General features: G+C 54.0%; 25 protein-coding genes and 1 tRNA gene. All 26 read right to left on the bottom strand.

Annotated features, from left to right (window positions below; all coding sequences use genetic code 11):
* Positions 1–2: 2 nt before the first annotated feature.
* Complete coding sequence (gene aroB / locus HMPREF1207_RS22440) at positions 3–1,097, bottom strand: 3-dehydroquinate synthase (RefSeq protein ID WP_009671976.1); 1,095 nt, start codon at positions 1,095–1,097, stop codon at positions 3–5.
* Position 1,098: 1 nt separating this feature from the next.
* Positions 1,099–2,262, bottom strand: a complete 1,164-nt coding sequence (aroC, locus tag HMPREF1207_RS22435) for a chorismate synthase (protein WP_009671979.1) — start codon at positions 2,260–2,262, stop codon at positions 1,099–1,101.
* Between the two features lie 195 nt (positions 2,263–2,457).
* Positions 2,458–2,622, bottom strand: a complete 165-nt coding sequence (locus HMPREF1207_RS29955; RefSeq protein WP_009671987.1) for a hypothetical protein — start codon at positions 2,620–2,622, stop codon at positions 2,458–2,460.
* A 62-nt stretch (positions 2,623–2,684) separates the two neighbouring features.
* Entirely contained in the window at positions 2,685–3,464 is a 780-nt protein-coding gene (locus HMPREF1207_RS22430; RefSeq protein WP_009671996.1) for a CheR family methyltransferase, read from the bottom strand.
* 119 nt (positions 3,465–3,583) lie between these two features.
* On the bottom strand, positions 3,584–4,027 hold the full coding sequence (gene ndk / locus HMPREF1207_RS22425) for a nucleoside-diphosphate kinase (protein WP_009671982.1): 444 nt from the start codon (positions 4,025–4,027) through the stop codon (positions 3,584–3,586).
* A gap of 124 nt (positions 4,028–4,151) precedes the next feature.
* A complete protein-coding gene (locus HMPREF1207_RS22420; protein WP_009671975.1) occupies positions 4,152–5,126 on the bottom strand; it encodes a polyprenyl synthetase family protein in 975 nt (324 codons plus the stop codon).
* Positions 5,123–5,986 carry a menaquinone biosynthesis protein gene (locus HMPREF1207_RS22415; protein ID WP_009671981.1) on the bottom strand — a complete coding sequence of 288 codons (864 nt, stop codon included), beginning with the start codon at positions 5,984–5,986 and terminating at the stop codon, positions 5,123–5,125. The genes HMPREF1207_RS22420 and HMPREF1207_RS22415 overlap by 4 nt, the downstream gene beginning before the upstream one ends.
* Positions 5,946–6,581, bottom strand: coding sequence for a UbiX family flavin prenyltransferase (locus tag HMPREF1207_RS22410; protein WP_009671983.1), 636 nt, complete (start codon positions 6,579–6,581; stop codon positions 5,946–5,948). Before HMPREF1207_RS22410 ends, HMPREF1207_RS22415 begins: the two co-directional genes overlap by 41 nt.
* Positions 6,578–7,462, bottom strand: a complete 885-nt coding sequence (locus tag HMPREF1207_RS22405; protein ID WP_009671995.1) for a UbiA-like polyprenyltransferase — start codon at positions 7,460–7,462, stop codon at positions 6,578–6,580. The genes HMPREF1207_RS22410 and HMPREF1207_RS22405 overlap by 4 nt, the downstream gene beginning before the upstream one ends.
* Positions 7,443–8,192: a demethylmenaquinone methyltransferase gene (locus HMPREF1207_RS22400; RefSeq protein WP_009671984.1), complete on the bottom strand. Its 750-nt coding sequence runs from the start codon at positions 8,190–8,192 to the stop codon at positions 7,443–7,445. Before HMPREF1207_RS22400 ends, HMPREF1207_RS22405 begins: the two co-directional genes overlap by 20 nt.
* A 14-nt stretch (positions 8,193–8,206) precedes the next feature.
* Entirely contained in the window at positions 8,207–9,070 is an 864-nt protein-coding gene (locus tag HMPREF1207_RS22395) for a heptaprenyl diphosphate synthase component 1 (RefSeq protein WP_009672006.1), read from the bottom strand.
* An 82-nt stretch (positions 9,071–9,152) separates the two neighbouring features.
* Entirely contained in the window at positions 9,153–9,686 is a 534-nt protein-coding gene (locus tag HMPREF1207_RS22390) for a hypothetical protein (RefSeq protein ID WP_009671991.1), read from the bottom strand.
* Positions 9,687–9,757: 71 nt separating this feature from the next.
* Complete coding sequence (gene mtrB, locus HMPREF1207_RS22385; protein ID WP_009672001.1) at positions 9,758–9,979, bottom strand: trp RNA-binding attenuation protein MtrB; 222 nt, start codon at positions 9,977–9,979, stop codon at positions 9,758–9,760.
* A gap of 86 nt (positions 9,980–10,065) precedes the next feature.
* Positions 10,066–11,358 carry a PQQ-dependent sugar dehydrogenase gene (locus HMPREF1207_RS22380; RefSeq protein ID WP_009671974.1) on the bottom strand — a complete coding sequence of 431 codons (1,293 nt, stop codon included), beginning with the start codon at positions 11,356–11,358 and terminating at the stop codon, positions 10,066–10,068.
* A 173-nt stretch (positions 11,359–11,531) separates the two neighbouring features.
* Positions 11,532–11,608, bottom strand: a tRNA-Pro gene (locus HMPREF1207_RS22375).
* A 123-nt stretch (positions 11,609–11,731) separates the two neighbouring features.
* Positions 11,732–12,004 (bottom strand): HU family DNA-binding protein, encoded by a 273-nt coding sequence (locus HMPREF1207_RS22370; RefSeq protein ID WP_009671985.1) that lies wholly within the window; start codon positions 12,002–12,004, stop codon positions 11,732–11,734.
* A 281-nt stretch (positions 12,005–12,285) separates the two neighbouring features.
* Complete coding sequence (gene spoIVA, locus HMPREF1207_RS22365; RefSeq protein WP_009672005.1) at positions 12,286–13,764, bottom strand: stage IV sporulation protein A; 1,479 nt, start codon at positions 13,762–13,764, stop codon at positions 12,286–12,288.
* A gap of 289 nt (positions 13,765–14,053) precedes the next feature.
* A complete protein-coding gene (locus tag HMPREF1207_RS22360; RefSeq protein ID WP_231392126.1) occupies positions 14,054–14,809 on the bottom strand; it encodes a hypothetical protein in 756 nt (251 codons plus the stop codon).
* Between the two features lie 45 nt (positions 14,810–14,854).
* Positions 14,855–15,208 carry a 2Fe-2S iron-sulfur cluster-binding protein gene (locus HMPREF1207_RS22355; RefSeq protein ID WP_009671998.1) on the bottom strand — a complete coding sequence of 118 codons (354 nt, stop codon included), beginning with the start codon at positions 15,206–15,208 and terminating at the stop codon, positions 14,855–14,857.
* A 119-nt stretch (positions 15,209–15,327) separates the two neighbouring features.
* A complete protein-coding gene (locus tag HMPREF1207_RS22350; RefSeq protein WP_009672007.1) occupies positions 15,328–15,963 on the bottom strand; it encodes a nucleotidyltransferase domain-containing protein in 636 nt (211 codons plus the stop codon).
* A gap of 10 nt (positions 15,964–15,973) precedes the next feature.
* On the bottom strand, positions 15,974–16,267 hold the full coding sequence (locus HMPREF1207_RS22345) for a 2Fe-2S iron-sulfur cluster-binding protein (RefSeq protein ID WP_009672002.1): 294 nt from the start codon (positions 16,265–16,267) through the stop codon (positions 15,974–15,976).
* Between the two features lie 149 nt (positions 16,268–16,416).
* A complete protein-coding gene (locus HMPREF1207_RS22340; RefSeq protein WP_009671993.1) occupies positions 16,417–16,689 on the bottom strand; it encodes a stage VI sporulation protein F in 273 nt (90 codons plus the stop codon).
* An 88-nt stretch (positions 16,690–16,777) separates the two neighbouring features.
* The gene (locus HMPREF1207_RS22335; protein ID WP_009671986.1) at positions 16,778–17,818 is read right to left on the bottom strand and encodes an NAD(P)H-dependent glycerol-3-phosphate dehydrogenase; all 1,041 of its coding nucleotides are present in this window, start codon (positions 17,816–17,818) and stop codon (positions 16,778–16,780) included.
* A gap of 35 nt (positions 17,819–17,853) precedes the next feature.
* A complete protein-coding gene (gene plsY / locus HMPREF1207_RS22330) occupies positions 17,854–18,450 on the bottom strand; it encodes a glycerol-3-phosphate 1-O-acyltransferase PlsY (protein ID WP_009671988.1) in 597 nt (198 codons plus the stop codon).
* A gap of 12 nt (positions 18,451–18,462) precedes the next feature.
* Complete coding sequence (der, locus tag HMPREF1207_RS22325; protein WP_009671990.1) at positions 18,463–19,785, bottom strand: ribosome biogenesis GTPase Der; 1,323 nt, start codon at positions 19,783–19,785, stop codon at positions 18,463–18,465.
* A 105-nt stretch (positions 19,786–19,890) separates the two neighbouring features.
* A complete protein-coding gene (locus HMPREF1207_RS22320; protein ID WP_009671973.1) occupies positions 19,891–20,073 on the bottom strand; it encodes a capping complex subunit for YIEGIA in 183 nt (60 codons plus the stop codon).
* Positions 20,074–20,076: the final 3 nt, after the last annotated feature.

Here is a 20,076-nt window from a genome sequence, read left to right as displayed (position 1 = left end):
GGTTATGCCTCCCGCTTAAGTTGTTCCACGACTTCTTCCACCCATTCGCGGCGGACATCGCTTCGGATTTCCACCTGCCCGACAGCCGTAGGTATAATGAACGTCATGGTGCCTTCCTTGAACTTCTTGTCGTGCATCAATGCGCTCATAATCCGGGCCGTGTCGTACTGCTCCGGCAGACGGACCGGCAGCCCGAAACTTTGCAGGATGCGCTTGGTCACCGTGTAGATGTCCTCGGAGTATCCGAGCTTCACGGCAAGCCGCGCCGAACCGACCATCCCGATGGAGATGGCTTCGCCGTGCAAGAGCTCGTTGTAGCCGGCGACCGCCTCTAAAGCATGGCCGATCGTGTGGCCGAGGTTCAAAATCGCCCGGAGGCCGTTCTCGCGCTCATCCTGCGATACAACCAGAGATTTAACCTTGCAGCCCTGGTAAAGCCCGTACTGCAGAGCTTCCGGGTCCAGGGAAAGCAGCTTCTCCCGGTTGTTTTCCAGCCACGTCACAAAATCGGCGTCCCAGATCAGACCGTGCTTGATCATTTCCGACAATCCCGCGGAAATGTCCCGCTTTGGCAGGGTTTGTAACGTGGTTACGTCGTACAGCACCATCTCCGGCTGGTGAAAAGCGCCGATGATGTTTTTCGCCAAAGGATGATTGACCGCAACCTTACCCCCGACACTGCTGTCATGAGCCAGAATGGTGGTAGGCATTTGTACAAAGGCGATGCCGCGCATAAAGCTTGCCGCAGCGAAACCGGCGAGGTCTCCGACGACGCCTCCGCCCAGTGCGACGATGGTGGACTTGCGGTCCAGCCCGGCTTCAAGAGCGGCTGTAACGATTTGCTCCAGCATCTGTAATGATTTCGAGCCCTCGCCCGGCGGCACGATAAAAGAAGACGCCTTGTATCCGCCGGCTGTCAGGCTGTCCATGACGGGCTGAAGATGATGGCGCGCAACCGACTCATCCGTAACGATCAGAAGCGGGGCGCGTTTGCTGATGGCATGTTTGTCGAAATACGCGGCACAGTCCTTGAGCAGCCCTTCTCCCAAGTAGATTGGATACGAGCGCTCGCCGAGATCAACTTTCAGCTCCATCATCTTAGTAGCTCTCCACTTGCTTCAAGTAATTCTCATAATTGCGGCGAATCTCTTCGAGAGAATCTCCGCCGAATTTTTCCATGAACGCCTGCGCGACTTCCCAGGCCACCACGTTCTCCATGATGACGCCGGCAGCCGGCACGGCGCAGGTATCGGAGCGTTCCACTTGAGCCGTGAATGCTTCTTTCGAATCGATATCCACGCTCTGAAGCGGTTTGTATAGAGTCGAGATCGGCTTCATGACGCCTCTTACGACAATCGGTTCGCCTGTCGTCATTCCGCCTTCGAAACCGCCTGCGCGGTTGCTCGCCCGGCGGAAGCCCTTCTCGGGATCATATTGAATCTCGTCGTGCACGCTGGAGCCGCGCAGTTTGGCCGCTTCGAATCCGATTCCGATTTCGCAGCCTTTAAACGCTTGGATGGACAGAACCGCCTGAGCGATGCGCCCGTCAAGCTTGCGGTCCCACTGCACGTGACTGCCCAGACCGACCGGCGCGCCTTCCACGATAACTTCTACGATGCCGCCAAGCGTATCTCCGTCGGCCTTCGCCGCGTCAATAGCCGCGATCATCGCCGCTTCCGCTTCGGGATCCGTCACTCTTACGGGAGACTCTTCCGTAATCGCGATGAGCTCGTCGATCGGCAGCTGCGGAGATTTCGCCTCCACTTCGCCGATGCGGACGACGTGGCTCGCCAGCTTGATGCCGAACGCTTCAAGCAGCTGTCTCGCGACGGCGCCGCAAGCTACGCGCATCGTCGTTTCCCTGGCGCTGGAGCGTTCCAGAATGTTGCGGAGGTCGCGCTGGTTGTATTTCAAACCGCCGTTGAGATCCGCGTGACCCGGACGCGGCCGGTTAACCCGCCGTTTTCCTTCGTCCGTATCCGGCTGCTCTTCTATGTTCATAATGGAAGTCCAGTGCTTCCAGTCGTTATTCTCGACGACCAGGGCAATCGGCGCACCTGTCGTTCTGCCGTGGCGCACACCGCCGACAATGCTTGCGGTATCTTTCTCGATCTGCATCCGGCGTCCGCGTCCGTGGCCTTTCTGCCTTCTATGTAATTGGAAGTTCATGGCTTCAAAATCAATCGTTACATTACTCGGAAATCCTTCAATGATCGCAGTCAGCTGCGGACCATGTGTTTCCCCCGCCGTTAAGTATCTCACTACTCTTGCTCCCTTCTAATCCGTACAACTACGGTACCGACAAACACTTTAGCGCTTTCAAGTGCCTAAGTTTTTCTATCATTATAGTATACCCCTATGCGTTTGACAACCGCACGCACAAAAAACACGCCCTGCGTGCCAGGCGGCATCAAAGCGTGTTTTATCCGGTTTCCATTAGACCTGAGCTTCCGATCGTCAGCCGCCGGCCGATTGCTTCTGCCAGGGACCGGACGGACCGGCCATCTTCGGATCGTTCATCATCCCGAGAATCTGCACGGAATCTATGCCTAGAATCTGCGCACACTCCTGCATGGTGATAAACCCCCGGTGATAGGCGGCAATAACCTTTCGTTTATCCATTTGAGTCCTCCTTGAAAGACAGTACTCCAAGTATCGGTTTCAAAAGGAAAAGTTATACATTCCTACCCCTTTTTCCGGTAAAAAAAGGTATCCGCGGGTTCGAGGTCATACTGGGCCGGAGAAAAAATCTGCTCGGTGGAACCCACGAACAGAATGCCTCCCGGTTTCAACGCTTTTGAAAATTTCTGATACAGCCGGTGCTTCGCTTCTTCCGTAAAATAAATGATGACATTGCGGCAAACAATCAGGTCGAAGCCGCTGTCGAAACGATCCTCCAGCAGGTTCTGCTTCTGGAATTTCACCGCTTTCTTGAGCTCGTCGGTGACATGGAAACCGAGCTGCTCCTGTTTGAAATACGTTTTCACGTAGTGGGTCGGAACGTCTTTGAGCGATCTTTCCACATAAATGCCGCGGCGCGCCTTTTCCAGCGCTCCTTCGTCAATGTCCGTCGCAAGGATGGAGGCGTCACGCAAAGCGCCCATGTGGGACAAGATCATAGCCAGCGTATACGGCTCCTCGCCGGTCGAGCAGGCTGCGCTCCATACTTTGAGATTCCGGCTCGCGTTTCTCAGTTCCGGCAAAAATTTCTGTTCCATCACTTCCCAGCGGTTCGGGTTGCGCCAAAATTCGGAAACATTGATGGTCATCCGGTCCAGAAATTCGTAAAAGAGTTCTTTATCTTTCGACATGGCATCGAAATAGGCCGAGAAGGTATTGTAGCCTTTTTTGATCCGCAGCGTCGTCAGACGCCTTTTCATCTGAGCTTCTTTGTATAATGCGAGATCTATCGATGTGAAGTCCTTGATTTTGCGGATAAATAACGGAAAATCGTCGTTTTCCAAGTTGTATCCCACCTCTGATGTATTTGTCCAGGTGTTGATATTCCCTATCCCGGGCGAATTCTCCTGCAAAAAAGAAAAAGATATAGGCAAAAATGCCCATATCTTTTTCCCTAGTCTGATTACAACCAGCGGGATACGTCGCGCTTGTAATCCAAAATTTCTTCCGGCTTGAAGAAATGGTTGATCTCACGCTCTGCGCTCTCGGGTGAATCCGAGCCGTGAATCAGGTTTAATCTCGTATGTAAGGCGAAGTCGCCGCGGATCGTTCCGGGAGCCGCTTCCAGTACGTTCGTTTTACCGTTCAGAATGCGGGAAAGCGCAATAACTTGCTCGCCCTGCCACACCATGGCAAATACGGGACCGGAAGTAATAAACTCTACAAGCGGCTCGAAGAAGTCTTTGCCTTTATGCTCGGCATAATGCTCTTCCGCCTGCTCTCTTGTCATCAGCATCAGTTTAGCGGCTACCAGCTGGAAGCCTTTCTGCTCCAGTCTCTTGACGATCTCTCCGATCAGTCCGCGCTGGACGCCGTCCGGTTTTACCATTAGAAAAGTTTTTTCCATGTAATCTGCCTCCAATTGGTAGAAAAGTAATCTCTCTTACTGTACCACCGTTTCAGCAGCACGTACAATGAACAATTGCACACATCCGTGAAACCGGAGCCCGCCGGGCCGATAAAATATAGGATTAGTGCGTGCGGTTGCCGATAAAATGGGCGACCTGGATGAGATCCTGCTTGGCCCGGATGTTCGGAAGCGTATCCAGAGCCGCAATGGCTTTTGCGATATAGCGGTCGGCAAGCGCACTGGATTTCTCGATCCCTCCGCTCCCGCGGATCATGTCCAGAACGCGGCTGACGTCCGTCTGCCCGTCCGCTTGCTGGATGCGTTCGATCTCACTCAGAATCGGGCCTCTGAGCTTCTCCTCCTGCAGGGCGAAAATAACGGGCAGAGTAATGTTGCCCTGTTTGATATCGCTTCCCGGAGGTTTGCCGATCTCCTTCTCGGTACCGCACAGATCAAGGATGTCGTCCCGGATCTGGAATGCGAGCCCGACGTTGTAGCCGAAAGAATACAGCCGGTTGGATACGTATTCGTCGGCTCCCGCCACCATAGCTCCGAGCTGGCAGGAAATCGCGATAAGAAGAGCCGTCTTCCGCTTGATGCGGAGAAGATAATCCCGAAGCGTCTGCTCCGTATGGAAGAAGAAACGGATCTGTTCCATTTCACCGATGGACATCTCCACCAGTGCCTTTGACAGGATCAAATGGACACGCGGATCTTCCAGTCTGGCGGCAATCTCAAGCCCCTTGGCAAAAATAAAATCCCCGGTATACATCGCAATCCGGTTGTCCCACCTGGACTTTACGGTATCCTGGCCGCGCCGGGTGTCCGCATCGTCTATCACATCGTCGTGAACGAGCGAGGCCGAATGGAAAAGCTCCAGCGGCACCGCTATCATTTTCAACCGTTCAATATCATAGGTTCCGAATTCGCCGCCCAACAGGACAAGAACAGGCCGGATTCTTTTGCCCCCGGCCTTTAGCAGATGCATGGACGTTTCCGTCAATAATGCGTGGTCGGTCTGCAGGCTCACTTCCAATTCCCGCTCGATAGCGCCCACGTCTTTTTTCTTGCGCACGTATATGTTAAGAATTTTCATTCCGTCACCCGCACCCTCGTATTATCGGACCAGATCTGGATGGAGACCTCTTCCGGTAAAAAACCAAGCTCCCAAGCATAGCGGTAATACAGCTCCAGACCGCTCCACTGCTCGGGACCGAATTCGTAGCAAAGATTTCTGAAATAATGTTCCCAGTAAGATTCCGAACCGCCGATTTTGAGGACGGCTTCATTCACAACGCCCGTAAGGTCGTCCAGCGACTTGCGTTTGCTTTCCACAAAACCGTCAAAGATTCTTTTAACCAGCTCCGGCGACCGTTCGATAGTATCTTTACGGACGGCCCACACGGCAAACGACATCCAATGCCCGGTCCATTCCTTCCATTCTTGCCCCAGGTCGGTTACCATATACCCGCTGCCCTGCCAGCTGGCTTTGATGGCATGGTCGCCGATCAGGAGCGCCGCGTCGTTGTCTTTCATCATGTCTTCCAGCACAGGCGGAGCATAACTGTAAGTCGGATTGCCGCCGTATTTTTTGTTCATGATGATTTTCAGCAGGTTTGTCGTCGTTGCGGAGGTAGTCGGAAGCGCAAATCTTCCGTTTTTCAATTGGTCCAGCGGTTTTTTATGAAAAAGCAGCAGTGAATTCACATATCCGTAAGCACTAACCGACAAATCGGGAAACAGGACGTAATCCCGGAAATTTTCTCCGTACGAAAACGAGGAGATAGCGCTCATATCGATCTCTCCCGCCGCCAGAGCCCGGTTTAAACCCGTCGGAACCTGACTTACGAACTCTACTGAATTTGCCAGCTTCTGCACCGGAAAATGGTAAAACACAGGCCAAGCATTCGTAAATTCAATTCTCCCGATGCGCAGTTTCTTCTCTGTTGTCGTCATTGCTTTCTCCCCATCTTCTGAACAATTCATGATCCAAATCCATGTTGTCTAGTACCTTCCCCACGAGAAAGGCAACGATGTCTTCCAATGTCTCAGGTCGCTGATAGAAGGCCGGCATGGCCGGAATCAGCTTCACGCCCATTTTGGCAAGGACAAGCATGTTCTCCAGATGAATGGCGTGCAGCGGCGTTTCCCGGGGAACCAGAATGAGCCTGCGCCCTTCTTTCAGCATCACGTCGGCTGCCCGCTCCAGAAGGTTGTCCGAGGCGCCTCGGGAAATTCCCGCTAAGGTGCCCATCGAACATGGCATAACCACCATGCCTTCGGTGCGGAACGAGCCGCTTGCTATGCCGGCCCCGATGTCCTGGAGCGGATAATACGTGTACGGGCCCGGAAAACCGCCGAAATGAGCTTCCAGCGTTTCTTTCCGCTTGGCGGCCACCCAATCCAGCTCTTCGTGAAGCACCCGCCAGCCGGCATCCGTAATGACCAGATGGACGGGAACACCCCTTTTCAGAAGTTCCTTGACGAGCGTCACTCCGTAAATCGCGCCGCTTGCCCCCGTAATGCCGACGACCCAGCCGCGTTTCTTCATCGGAATGTCTCCACGAGAATATCCACCAGCGTGAAGACGAAAACGACCGTGCTGAGTATCCCGTTCATGGTGAAAAACGCCGTATTCAGCTTAGATAAATCCGTCGGCGAAACCAGGCGGTGCTCGTAAAACAAAATGATGTACGCGATGATAATGCCGACGAGGTACCACCAACTGAGATTCGTCATAAAGAAAAGCGAGATCAGACCTACGGCGGTCAGCGTATGGAGAACGCGCGCCGTAATCAGCGCCGTCGGAATACCGAAGCGGCTCGGGTAGGAATGCAGGCCTTCCTCGCGGTCAAACTCCACATCCTGGCAGGCGTAGAGCAAGTCGAAGCCGGCACTCCACATCGCTACGGTAATAAATAGGACAAGTGCGGCCGGCGTGATTCCTCCGGTAATCGCCACCCATCCGCCGAGCGGGGCAAGACCCAAGGTGATGCCGAGAACAAAATGGCACGCCCACGTAAACCGTTTGGTGTACGAATAGAAGACAAGAAAAAAGGCCGCAACCGGTAGCAGGTAAACGGACAGCATGTTCAGGTGGTAGGCTGACCAGAAAAGCAGCAGGAATGAAAGGATAATAAATATCGTCACTTCCGCGACTGAAATCAGGCCCGCCGGGATCGCCCGGTTCGCCGTCCGCGGATTTTTCTTGTCGTACTTCTTGTCGATGACCCGGTTCAGGGACATCGCGGCCGTGCGGGCGCCGATCATCGCAAGCGTGATCCACATGATCTGCGTCCACGTTGGCAAGTGCCCCGTTTCCACAACGGCTCCGAGAATAGAACCCATATAGGCAAAAGGAAGGGCGAAAAGGGAATGCTCAAATTTGATCATTTCCAGGAAAATTTTTGTTTTATGAATGAGTTGTCGCATCTGTCTTACTCTCCTGACTCGAATTCCCTTTGACGCCTATATGAAGCGCCGCAATTCCGAAGGTCAGCGGGTAAGCTTCGACTTTCTGAAGCCCCGTTTGGCGAAAAATTTCGGCAAGCTCTTTATAGTCTGGGAAACTGATTAGCGATTCCGGAAGCCATCTGTACTGCTCGTAAGACTTGGCAATCAATTTGCCGAGCACCGGAAGCACTTTCTGAAAATAAAAATAATACAAAGCTTTAAAAGGCCGCCAAGTAGGCTTGGACAACTCCAGAGAAACGACAAGCCCTCCCGGTTTCACAACGCGCTGCATTTCACGCAGCACCTGCTCCACATCCGGCACGTTCCGAAGCGCGAACCCGATAGTGGCATAATCGAAAGTATTATCGTCGAAAGGAAGGCTCATGGCATTGCCGTGCACGAGACGGATCTGGTTGTCCAGCCTCTCCTCACGAATCTTGCCCGCGCCGTAATCGAGCATGTTCTGGCTGAAATCCAGCCCGACCATTTGTCCCGTGCCGCTTGCCTTCGCCATGGAGATCGTCCAGTCGCAAGTTCCGCAGCAAATATCGATCGCGGTCGATCCTGGCTTGACGTTCATTTTGGCCATCGTAAATTTCCGCCAGGCCTTGTGCCTGCGGAAGCTTAGGATACTGTTCATTTTATCGTATTTGGGCGCGATACTTTCAAACACGGAATGAACAAATTGTTCTTTCGTTTTGCCTTGCACGGCTTTCCCCACCTTTATCTCTCTTCCAGTATTCTGGTTTTGGAAATGAAACGAAAAAATGGCTCGCCAATGTGAAACAGTTCACTTGCGAGCTTGTCCGAATCAAGCTGCTTTACTTTCGCTTCCAGCTGTTGAAGCTGGGCCGCAAGCAGGTTGTACAATTGGGACGGCACGTTGTATTTGTGAATCAGCGCTTTGAGTTTAGCCGGATCCTGCTCCTCAGCTTCAAGCAGCTTCCGCTCTTCTTTGGAGCCGTTCTGGATAATGTGCCAGTAGCCCCAGCTCTCGTGGAAATCCTGAAGAGATTCCGAACGGAAAATCTCCTTGAAAATCACTTCGCAGCGGGTGAACGCTTCGAGAATTTCCGGCCAGGCGCGGCGGTTTACTTCTTCCATCAGTCCGCCGAACGACTTAAACAGATGGGACTTGATATCCACGGACTGCCGCACGTAGTCCTCTGCCGTGACTTTAAGATGCTTCATCGTCACATACAGGTTCGTTTTGAGCCGGTTCAGCTCGCAGATGGCCGTGGACAACCGTTTGATAAGTTCGATTTGACCCGCTTGCGATAGCAGGTGGTAAAATCGGGAACTGAAATAATCGCCGGCCAGCACTTTCAGCTGACGGGACCTGGCGGCTTTCTTCTCTTTCACCTCATTAGAAACCGTTACCTCGTCATGCGTATCGAGTCCCATCTGGACAAGCGAAGTGACGAGCGCAAACAATTCGGATGAAGGGTTAAGCCGGGAATCCCTGCTCAAAAAAGCATACAGAAGCTGCGCCCGGAAGTTCGGGAAATCAGGCAGATCCGTATGCTGGCGGATCATGTCATAATCCGTATATTGTTTAGCGATCTCAGGGATCCGATATGGGTTCATACAAAAGCCTCCGTACGTGTGCCAGTTTCATAGATCGTATCTAAGTAATTATAGCATAACCTTTTGAGTGACGCACAAGCAATTATTCGGGAAAGTGCCGCTGCCATTTCTTTGTAAAGGTCAGAAGAAATCTGCGCTGAAGTTCGGCAGCGACCTTATCTTCGCCGTCGGTTCCCTTCAAGGAGGACAGTGCCTTCGCCTCCGTGCGGGCCGCTTCCATCGCCATGACGAGCTCCGGACCGTTCTCGCCCGGTTTTGCGCCGTATTCCACGATCCTGACGAGCACCCGGCTAATGTTGGAGGTCCGGAGCAGGGACGATTGCGCGATCCGCAGCAGATCGCCGTAAACAACCTTCTTTTCGGCCGTACCCGGCAGCAGCAGATCGAGCGAGAGAATGGAATGTGTAAGTTCCACCTTGCGCACGCGCAGCTGAAGCGGGAGTCCGTTTACGTAATCGGGCAGATTAGCCTCCGTCAATTCCGGGCCGGAAATACTTCTCCAGGCTTCCGATCCTTGACCGCTGTTCTTTCTGTCCAGAAACGGGACGAACGCCATAGTCAGCACAACGGCCGCCGACAGGCCGCCTATCGTCAGCAGACGGGCAATTTTGTTCATCGTACAAGGGCACCTCCTGTCTATATCCCATTGTACAATGAAAAAAAGCAGGCTATGCCTGCCGACGCAAATTATTGTTCGGTTTCGATATTGCCGAACTTCGTCATGATCAGCGCCTTGCCGCGGACCTTCACCGCCGAAGTGTGCTCCGTGAACTGGGCGATCATAACCTCGCCTTTGTCCAACTTTTCGGTATGATGAAAGCGCGTGTCGTGTCCTCTTGTCAGGCCGATCACATGTACGCCGTTTTCTTTCGCCTTAATAATAAAATAATCTCCCTGTGTCTGATCCATAAATCGGTACCCCCTTCTATCCGTACTGCTTATCCGTATGTGGCTTACAATTTATCATGCTTTAAAAAGAAGCCGCCTGTCAACCCTTATTCCGCGCCGGACCGCTTCGGCTTCAGGCGGATGATTTTGTCGTCGTCTCCCGCCGGTTTACCCCGCCCGTCCCGGTTGTTCGTCAGCAGGTACAGAGAGCCGTCAGGGCCTTCCGTTACCGAGCGCAGCCGTCCGAAGATGCCTGCGAACGCGGCTTCCGCCTTGGTCAGCTTGTAAACGGGTACGGAAGCCGCTGCTCCCGGAGCTGACGTGCGGTCAGGTTCAAGCGAGAACAGCAGCAGCTTCGTCCCTCTCAGCCCGGCGACGGCTAGACGTCCCTGCCACGGCCCCTGGCGGATGAACGTCATTCCCGAAGGGGCCCATGTGTCTTTGCCGCTGTGCAGAAGCGGAGGGATAAGCGGTCCGGCCGCCTTGGGCGATCCCGTTTCGTCCCCTTCGATCAGAGGCCAGCCGTAGTTTCCCCCCGGGACGATGACGTTCAGCTCGTCGTGTGCCGACTGTCCGTGTTCGGAGCTTAGCAGCGCGCCGCTTCGCGGGTCCCACGCCAGGCCCTGTGCGTTGCGGTGACCCCAGGAGTACACGGGCGAACCTTGAAACGGATTGTCTTCCGGAATCGAACCGTCCGGCTTTATCCGCAAAATTTTGCCGCCGAGGCTGTTCTTGTCCTGAGCCAGGGGCGGATCGTATTTCTCGCCCGTTGTGACATAAAGCATGTTGTCGGGGCCGAATTTGATCCGTCCGCCGTTATGATTCTCCGCCCCCGGTATGCCATCGAGCAGCACGCGGTCTATTAGAGCCTCGTCACCTTGCAGCTTCAGCCGGAGTACCCGGTTCTTCGTCTCTCCTTCTCCGGCGTACGTATGGTAAACATACAGGTAGGAATTGGCGGCGAAGTCAGGATCGAGCGCCAAGCCGAGCAGCCCGCCCTCCCCGCTGCTGATAAAAGGGTCCTGCAGCTTCAAAAGCGGCTTCTCCTGCAGGTTGCCGTCCCGGATCATCCTCAGCTGCCCCGGCCGCTCGGTGAAAAATATGCGGCCATCCGGCGCAAAAACCAGTTCCCACGGCACATTAAGGCCGGAAGCCACGATCTCCCGCGTGTAGTCCGCCGCCTTCTGCTCTATGAGTTCGGGCACGACGGGAGCATTCCCGAAGCCGCTCCCCCGTGCCTGGCCGGCGTCGGTTGGCCCGGGCGCTTCCGTGCCTGCAGGGCCGGATCCCGTGCCGCCTGTGGAAGCAGGCTTCCCTTCACACCCCGACGTCATGACGGCTATCGCCGCCGCTGCCGTAAACAGGGCGAATTTAACACGTGTTTGACCGTTCTGCCGCATTTCCGTTCCCCTCCAGCGGATTTGTTGATTCTATCGTAACACAAACGGGCGCCGCTTCCAAAAGAGACCGCCGCCAGGCCGAAGGGAGGAAGGAGCTCTCCCGGCCGCATTAAAAAATGCTTCCGTCAGGATTTGATCCTGAGCGAAAGCATTTGGTGTATGTATGGGTTTCATGGTCGGAGTAGCGGGATTTGAACCCACGGCCTCACCCACCCCAAGGGTGCGCGCTACCAGACTGCGCCATACCCCGACGCCGTATCCCTATTATACCGGATAATCGCAAGTTGTCAATGCGAAAAAAAGGGCTGATAAAAACTAAACCGCGCGCCCGAAGGCACACGGTCTACACAAAATCCATATGTAAGAGAAGCGATTATTGAATGCCGTCTCTCAGCGCTTTGCCAGGTTTGAAAGCAGGAATTTTGCTTGCAGGGATTTCGATTTCATCGCCTGTTTGCGGGTTGCGTCCTTTACGTGCGGAGCGCTCGCGAACTTCGAAGTTGCCGAAACCAACAAGCTGAACTTTGTCGCCCTGCTGAAGAGCTTCGGAAATTGCATCGAATACAGCGTCAACCGCTTTCGTCGCATCCTTCTTGGAAAGCTCGGAGGTCTCAGATACTTTAGCAATCAGTTCGGATTTATTCATGCCTTTCACCTCCCTCCCAAAATATCTACTGTTTTACTTTCTGTTTTCACCGTTTCGTTAAAAAATATACATGAACCGGGCAAAAGCCCAAGCCCATCAACGAAAAACGAGTACCGAAGAAAACGAAACAAACTTATAGTAATATACGCTAGAGCTTATTTCAAGTCAAAGTCGCTGATTTTGTGGAAAATGCACAAAAAAACAGGGAAATTCTTGGAGAACGTGAAGTTCTCTGAAGAATTTCCCCACCGGAAACGGTAGAAAACGAAATGTCAAGCTCGTTATAAAATAATGGCGATGAGCCCCCCGGAACCTTCGTTGATAATACGTCCGAGTGTCTCCTGGAGCTTGTAGCGGGCATTGTCCGGCATCATGGCAAGCTTCCCCTGAATACCTTCCCGGACGATGGAGTGCAGAGAGCGGCCGAAAATATCGGACTCCCAAATTTTGAGCGGGTTGTCCTCGAAATCCTGCATGAGGTAACGGACCAGCTCCTCGCTCTGCTTCTCCGTTCCGATAATCGGGGAGAACTCTGACTCCACATCGACACGGATCATATGTATCGAAGGAGCCGTCGCCTTCAGCCTTACACCGAAGCGGGAGCCCTGACGGATAAGCTCCGGCTCATCCAGAGCCATTTCCGCAAGCGTAGGCGGCGCGATGCCGTAGCCGGTCGTTTTGACCATTTCCAGCGCTTCGGCGAACTGGTCGTATTCCCTTTTCGCATGGGTGAACTCCTGCATCAGTTGAAGCAGGTGATCCTTACCGCGAATCTCGACGCCGACCACTTCGACCAAAATTTTATCGTACAGTTCATCCGGTGCGTACAGGTCGATCTCGGCCACACCCTGCCCCATATTCATTCCGGCAAGAGCCGCCCGGTCGATGAACTCATATTCGGAGAATTGTCCGACAACCCGCTCCACGTCGCGCAGACGCCGGATGTCCTGAACGGTATCGCGGACGGAATTTTCAAAATGCGTACGCAGCCAGTGCTTCTCGGGCAGCACCATTACCCAGCTCGGCAGGTTTACGTTCACTTCATGCACCGGGAATTCGTACAGAACTTCACGGAGCACGCCGATCATCTCGTCTTCGCCTGCCGTCGCTACGCTCATCGTGACGACCGGAATGTCGTACTTGCTTTGCAGTTCGCTGCGCAGTTCCTGGGCCGGCTCGCTGTTCGGTTTTTGCGAGTTGATGACTACGATGAACGGCTTGCCGACTTCCTTCAGCTCCGCTATGACTCTTTCTTCCGCCAGCACATAAGACGAACGCGGAATATCTGAAATCGTTCCGTCGGTCGTCACGACGACCCCCAGCGTTGAGTGTTCCTGAATGACTTTGCGTGTGCCGATTTCGGCCGCTTCCTGGAACGGGATCGGTTCGTCGAACCACGGCGTCGAAATCATCCGGGGGCCGTTCTCGTCCTCGTAGCCTTTGGCGCCTTCCACCGCATAGCCGACGCAATCGACCAGCCGGACGTTGACGTTCAGACCTTCCGCTACGGAAATCTGCACGGCATTATTCGGCACGAACTTCGGTTCGGTCGTCATAATCGTGCGCCCTGCCGCACTCTGCGGGAGCTCATCCGTGGCTCTGATGCGATCGGTTTCACTCTGGATGTTAGGCAGTACAACTGATTCCACGAAGCGTTTGATGAAGGTCGATTTTCCCGTACGGACCGCTCCAACGACCCCCAGGTAAATATCTCCTCCCGTTCGCTCAGCAATGTCCTTAAAGATATCCACTTTCTCCAAGAGAATCCCTCCTACAGGTTGTTAAATGAAGCGAGAGCCACGATACGTTCTTCAGCCGGCCTTCCCTTTGCCATCCGTATGCGACATAACTCGTACATCATTTGGACTTGTAACAAATATATGTGCCGGTCGTCGAAATATGCCTGGCAATAATCTCTGAAAAAATATATGATTCCCGGAACCCGAATATGCGCCGAACGCGAAAAACCCCTTTTCTCCATGAGGAAGAAAAGGGGTTCGAAAGCCCGTATACGGCGGATAAAACCGCCTTGCAGACGTATATGACCGGCTATTTCATGACGGGAACAGGTTTGCTCGACGCGCTGTCCCATTTGTACTCAAACGACATGATAGGCACGAAATAGGAGTCCTCCACCAGAAGGGGAAGAAGGTTCTGACCGTCCTTCAGTGCAGCCTGAAGCTGCTTGTCCCTGATCTTTTGAGCCAGATCGGGTGCATAATCAATCGCAACTTTGCCGGAGTCATGAACAAGGAAATTAATCAGGCTCTGACGGTTGTAAACACTTTTGATTTCAGGCGTTTTCATGCCGATTTTGCCGAAATCCACATACCTGAAGCCGGGAGAATAGGTTTCTCCGCCCGGAACGGCGCCGTTGTTTTTGCTGATATAGTCGTTTATTTTCTTCTGGATGTCAGCCGTGGTCCGGTAGGCTACCAGATCGAAAAGCTTCACTTTCGCCTTCGTGTCGGGGTCGACGAGCACATAAATAAAATCTCCGCCGCTTTCGTAGGCATTGCCCGGAAGGTTGGACAAATAACCGCTGTTTTTCAGCTTTTGAAAATCAATGACGTATTTTTCATAAATCGGTGTTTCCATATCGCTGTTTTTAATGGGAAAGACGCTTTTCTTGGTATGATATTCGTCGATACTCTGCTGGACTACGGCAATAAACTCGCCCGGGTTAGTCTGGTTTTCTTTGCGCATTTCTTTGGGATACATGCAGCCGCCAAGCAAAGCCAGCGAAAATAAAGCGGCCATCAGTACCGTCAGGCGCCCGGCTAGAGCGCCCTTTACGATTGTCATCATCGGTTCTCCTTTGGTTTCGTTTCTCCGGATCGCTGAGAGGTTCTAAGGCCAGTCATCCTCTTCCCGCTGCTTGGCCAATTGGGCGCGTACAGCGGCTTTCAGCGGGTCTTCGGGGACGGTAACCGTCACATCGCCCGTAATCCGGGCCTGACAGGACAGGCGCAGCCCCTCCTGCAGCTGGCTGCCGAGCTTGAGCCGCTCGTTCTTGCCGGGCTCGGCCAGGCCGCTCTGGTCCCCGGCGTGCACTTTGCACATCAGGCAGGCGGCCTGCCCGCTGCACCGGGTGCGGATGTGCACATTGGCCCGCCGTGCCGCATCCAGCAGGGTGGTATTCAAGCGGACGGAAGCGCTGAGGTTGTCCGGCATAAAGGTCACTTTCGGGTTGGTCTGGCTCATTCTCGTCCCTCCCTCCGTCTAAGGCATTTGCTTATTTCCAGGGTGCGGCTCGTTCCCGTTGTGCTCCGGCATCCGGTCATGGAGACGGAAGCCTCCGCTGCCGCAAACCGCGGATGCTTCTATAATCCGGGAATAAGCCGTTTGACGACGGACAATGCGGGCTCTCCCCAGCTGTTTCTGGAGAGCAGGTCTGTCAGGGCGGCTTCATGCCGGGACGGACAGCCGTTTATCGTCCTTGCGATAGCCTCGTACCGGTCGGGACGTTCGCGCAGGATGTTAAAGAGCAATTCGTGCGCAAGCGGCATTAACGCCAGACTCTCGCCTTCCAATTGCCGCACTTCCGCGTGCTTCTCCCTCAAGTAGGCCGCCTCGACTATGTACTGCGATCCCGCCGCACAAACTTTAAACCCGCCTACGAGCTCCACCTGAATGCCGCCGATGGCATAATGGCTGAGCAGCGATTCGTAGATGCCCGTACGGTCCAGTTTCTGCTCATCGATGGCATATGGTTGCAGGATACGCGCCGCCGCTGACGCCTGATCCGTATCCACGTACAGATCCAGATCACGTGGCTGGGCTCCGATCTCCACGCCCTGCAGCGCCAAACCGCAGCTCCCGCCGATCAGCCAGCCGGTTCCGGTGCCGTTGAGAAGACGGGCCGCCTGACGCATGACCTCGACTAACGACTCCTCCAGTGGAAAGTCCCGACGCATTTCGAGCGCAATCCGCCGCTCCTTTGAACGTTCGCTTTTCATGCCGGTCCTCCTAGAAGTAAGGCTTGTGAGTAACGGAAACATCGCCGGTTTCCTGAATCACGGCCTGACATCCCAGACGGTAGCCCAGATCAATTTCTTCGGGTTCCAAACGGTCAAGTTCCGCTTCCGTAGGCGGTGCGAGCCGTTCCCGGCCTTCTTTGACGAAACAGCGGCAGCGCGCGCACGTACCGCGCTTGCAGGAATGTCCCCATTCGAGTTTATGTTTGAGGGCCAGTTCAAGTACGGTAAGTCCCGTCTCGCTTTCAACCGTCTTGTCCCCTTTTCTCGTGCGCAGTGTAATCATCTATGCTTCCCCCTTCGTGTAAACGATGCTGCTTCATTCCTAGGTTGATTATAGCATTTCGGCCGAAACTTTGTGAATCACGAGTAAAAGGACCGCGGGCTGCCTTTCGGCCTCCTACGGTCCCCCTGCGCTTCCGCTGGCGTTTATCGCTATTTTTTCATAATGAGATTCATCATTTGCTGCATGTTGTTGCCGTCCAGCTTGCTGCTTTTAACCGCATGAACGATATCCTTGACAGTTTCTTCCGGCACGTTAATCCCGACAAGCTGGGAAACCTGCTTAATCAGCTGCCGCAGCTGTGCTTCATCCTGAACGGTTGACGGTTTCACGCCGCTAGCCAGCTTCTGGATATCCTTCTCGGTTACGCTTTTACCCGTTTTTTTCTTAACGGCATTAAGAATGTCTTTCGGATTTTTAGGCACGCTGCCGCCTCCCAACCATATTGTCCGCTATAAGGAACTGGACTTGAATCTATGGTAGTGTATGAAGGCTCGGCAGGAATGGTGTAGGCTACAGAATCCATTTATCCGTCTGATTGGCGACCTCTTCGATCTCATGCGTTCGGCCGCGGCCCATCAGATCTTCAACCGCCGCGCGCGGCGCTTTCCCTTCGAACAGAACGTGGTGCAGCTCGTTCGTGATAGGCATTGTGACGCCGTACTCCTGTGCAAGCGCATAAGCGGACTTCGTCGTTTTGACGCCCTCGACGACCATGCCCATCTTATTGAGAACCTGGTCGAGAGGCTCTCCCTGGCCCAGCAGATAGCCCGCCTTCCAGTTGCGGCTGTGCGTACTGGTACAGGTGACCACAAGGTCGCCGATTCCCGCCAGGCCTGCGAAGGTCATCGGGTTGGCGCCCATCTCCGCCCCGAGGCGTGCGATTTCGGCGAGCCCCCGGGTTAAGAGGGCCGCCTTGGCGTTGTCGCCGAACCGGAGACCGTCGGAGAGACCCGCGCCGAGGGCGATGATATTTTTGAGCGCGCCGCCCACTTCGACTCCCGTTACGTCCGGGTTCGTGTAGACGCGGAAATACGAATTAATGAACAGATCCTGCGCCGCTTCGGCCGCTTCGACCGTCGGAGATGCCACAACGACAGTCGTCGGGCATTCCCGGATCACTTCTTCCGCATGGCTCGGTCCCGACAGAACGACGATACGTCCCGGGTCGCACTGCGGAAGCTCCTCGGCCAGCACGGTGGTCATCCTTTTCAGCGTGAGCGATTCGAAGCCTTTGGTCGCGTGAATCACGAGCGTATCCGGGCTTAAGAATTCTCTCACTTGGGACGCCACCTCGCGCATTCCTGCCGAAGGTACCACGAATACGACGGCGTCCTTGTTTTCAACCGCTTCGCGAATCGATGTAGTGGCACGGATGCGCGGGGACAGCGCGATGTCCTGCAAATAACGGCTGTTGGTATGTAAGGTATTGATCTCTTCCGCCTGTCCGGCGTTTCTCGTCCAAATCGTTACGTCCAGGTCGTTAGCGGCCAGTACGGAGGCAAGAGCCGTTCCCCAGCTTCCCGCTACCAGTACGGATACGTGTTTAGTCATGGCTGTCTCCCTTCTAAGCCGATTCATCGAGCAGGCTACGCCTTTTTGGAGCCGATCTTATTTTCTCGGCCTTGAACCAGTTTACTGATATTTGTACGGTGCCGCCAAAAAGTAAATACCCCGATTACGATAACGCCCCACAAGATTTCGACCGGTCTTCCCATGCCCCATACGAAAAAAGGTAAAAATGCGGTAAACAGCAGGGAGCCGAGTGAGACGTAACGGGTCAGAAAAATGGATGCAATGGCGATAATACCCGCGAAGAGCGCGGGAAGAAAGCATAGGGTAGCCGTTACACCGATGGCAGTAGCTACGCCTTTGCCGCCCCGGAAACCGAAAAATACCGGCCAGTTATGACCGATAATTACGGCGAGCCCGCAAGCGACATGGACCCAGATCAGATCCGGAGCCATCCACTTGCCGATCCAGACAGCCAGAATCGCTTTCACGACATCCAGCGCAAGTACCAAGACAGCCGGTCCTTTGCCAAGCACGCGCAGCGTGTTGGTGGCTCCGGCATTTCCGCTTCCGTGCGCCCGGATATCAATCCCCTTGACCATTTTCCCAATGATAAAGCTGAAGCTGAGCGAACCCAGCAAATAAGCTGCTACTGCGGGAATGATGTAGATCAAACGAACTCTCCCCTATTCGTCGTCGGATTTTCTTCGCGTGAACAAACGGATCGGGGTTCCCTCAAAACCGAAAGCTCCGCGAATTTTGTTTTCAAGATAGCGCTCATATGAGAAGTGCATCATATCCGGCTCATTCACAAAGAAAACAAAGGTCGGCGGCTTAACGGAAACTTGCGTGGCATAGTTAATACGCAGACGCTTGCCCTTGTCGGTCGGAGGAGGATTAAACATGACCGCATCGGAGACCACATCGTTGAGAACGTGAGTCTGAACGCGCATCGTATGCTGCTCCGCCACCTGGTTGACCATGGGCAGGAGTTTCTGGACACGCTGGGTCGTGCGGGCGGACACATACAGAACCGGCGCGTATGTCATAAACAGGAAGTGATCGCGGATTTTCTGCGTGAACTGGTGCATGGTCTTGTCGTCCTTCTCCACCACGTCCCATTTGTTGACGACGAATATAGCCGCTTTGCCCGCTTCGTGCGCATAGCCGGCGATATGTTTGTCCTGCTCGATAATCCCTTCTTCGCCGTTGATGACCACAAGCACGACATCTGCGCGCTCAATGGCTTTCATCGCGCGCATTACGCTGTATTTTTCCGTATTCTCGTACACTTTGCCGCGTTTGCGCATGCCGGCCGTATCGATAATGACGTATTTCTGATCGTCAAGCTCGAAAGGCGTATCAATCGCATCCCGGGTCGTGCCGGCCTGGTCGCTGACAATGACCCGGTCTTCTCCGAGGATGGCGTTTACAAGCGATGACTTGCCGACGTTCGGACGCCCGATCAGCGCGACCTTGATGACTTCCTCGCCGTATTCTTCATCCGGATGATCCGGGAAATGGGCTGCCGCGGCTTCCAGCATATCGCCGATTCCGATGCCGTGCGCGCCGGAAATCCCGATCGGGTCACCGAAACCGAGGCTGTAAAATTCATAAATTTCATCCTGCCGCTGAATGTTGTCCACCTTGTTAACGGCCAGGACAACCGGCTTGCGGGACCGGAAAAGAAGCTGGGCAACCTCCTGGTCCGCCGAGGTAACGCCCGCTTTCGCGTCTACCATGAAAATAATAACGTCCGCTTCTTCAATCGCGAGCTCGGCCTGGACGCGTACGGACTTCATGATCTGGTCTTCGCCTTCGACTTCGATACCGCCGGTGTCGATGACGCTGAACTCACGGTCCAGCCATTCGCCGATCCCGTACAATCTGTCTCGGGTCACGCCCGGTTTATCTTCAACGATGGCCAGCCGATCGCCGATTATCCGGTTAAATATCGTCGATTTACCGACGTTCGGACGCCCCACAATCGCTAGAATGGGTCTTGCCATTCGGTTCACTCCTTACTGATGGTCACTCAAGTTCTCATTATTGGAAATTTCACATTCTTCATCATAGCAAAAAAGCGCTGGATTGGCTAATGTTTTCAGTGAACGCTATCCCTTGTGATCGACAAGGATGAAGGTTCCCGGTTTTAAGACGTGAGCATTGACATCAAGAATTTTCTCCAAATTAAAAGCGAGTTGCTGGAGCTCCGCTTCATCTTTTGCATAAAAAATGGGAGCCCCGCCATCGACTTTAACGCCTTCCACAACCGCAACCGCTTTGATCGTTGCCACTCT

The sequence above is a fragment of the Paenibacillus sp. HGH0039 genome (assembly GCF_000411255.1).
Lineage (GTDB): Bacteria > Bacillota > Bacilli > Paenibacillales > NBRC-103111 > Paenibacillus_F.
This window is presented reverse-complemented; position numbering and strand designations above follow the sequence as displayed.